The 1544-nt window shown below is 34.9% G+C and carries 1 protein-coding gene; it reads left to right on the top strand.

Features of this window, described 5'->3' with window-relative positions:
• Positions 1-78 precede the first annotated feature (78 nt).
• Positions 79-1544, top strand: a 1466-nt coding sequence (locus ACOVQ4_RS14685) for an IS5 family transposase (protein ID WP_421821379.1), incomplete at its 3' end; no start/stop codon positions are given.

Raw genomic sequence — 1544 nt, 5'->3', positions numbered from 1 at the left:
TAGGGTCTGCTGAAAAACTATTTTTCTTTGTTTAATCGATGATTTAGATTAATTTTGAAATAGCAAGTGCAAGGAAAAATGAAAAAAAGTCGAAAAAACCGTGCATCTCGACCTGTTTATGTGAGCGAAAATCAGCTGACATTAGCAGGATTTGAGAGTCCATTTGAAAGAAAATTGAATCCCAACAATCGTTGGATCAAATTATCCAAGGCATTGCCTTGGGATGATTTAGTAAGCATCTATCGCAAACATTTCCCTGAGAAAGAAACGGGTCGTCCAGATTTGAATCCACGATTAGTTTTAGGCGCTATTGTTATCAAACACATGTGCGATTTAGATGATAGAGAAACAGTTGATCAAATCAGCGAGAACATCTACATGCAGTATTTCTTAGGGTATTCCTCCTTTAGCGATGTTGCGCCCTTTGACCCATCTTTGTTTGTAGAGTTTAGAAAACGCCTTGGTTTAGAACAGATTAACACCATCAACGAAAGGATTTTACAAGTAAAATTAAAATTAGAAAAGCAAAATAAATCAGATTCAAAAGCAGACAAAGACCAAGAACCACCCACTCATGAAGGCTCAATGATTATTGATGCAACGGCATGCCCTCAAGACATTGCTTATCCCACAGATTTAGATTTACTAAACGATGCAAGAGAGAAAACAGAAGAACTAATGGACATTGCTTTCAAGGTTTCTACCTTGCCTGAAAAGCCGAGAAACTACAGAGAGGTTGCCCGTAAAGCCTATCTTAAAACAGCACAAAAAAGGCTAAAAACAAAAAAAGAAATACGTGCAGCTATTAGAAAGCAATTAGGTTTTGTTAGAAGAAACATAGCTTCGATTGATAAGATTTTAAACCATTGTGAAAACTTTCCTTTTGATAAAAAGCAATACAAATATTTACTAGTTGTGCAACAGTTGTATAATCAACAAATGATGATGTATGCAACAAAAACCCATAGCATTGAAGATAGAATAGTTAATATTCATCAACCCCATGTTAGACCTATTGTTAGAGGCAAAACAAATGCAAGAGTTGAATTTGGTGCGAAAATTAATGTATCGATTGTAAATGGATTTTCATTTTTAGATGATCATAGTTGGGACGCATTTAATGAAGGTACACGTTTACAAGCATCTGTTGAGAAATATAAACAACGTTTTGGATGTTATCCAAAAGAAATACTGGCAGATAAAATCTATTGTACTAGTGACAATAGAAAATATTTAAAAGGCTTAGGAATTGAACTCAAAGCAAAACCATTGGGAAGACCCCGCAAAGAGGCATTGTCAAATCAAGTAAGTCCTGGTGAACGCAACCCCATTGAAGGTAAGTTTGGTCAAGCAAAAACAGCTTATGGACTCGACAGAGTTAAGGCTAGATTGTCCAACACAAGCGAATCTTGGGTAGCAACAATTATACTGGTACTAAACTTAGTCAAATTGGCTGAGTTAGTTCAGTATTGCCTAAAATTTAGTAAATGGACTTTTACTTTTTTCTTGGATATAATTGATAAATATCTTTTTGAAATAGAATA

It is taken from the genome of Flectobacillus sp. (assembly GCF_049240685.1).
Lineage (GTDB): Bacteria > Bacteroidota > Bacteroidia > Cytophagales > Spirosomataceae > Flectobacillus.
This window is presented reverse-complemented; position numbering and strand designations above follow the sequence as displayed.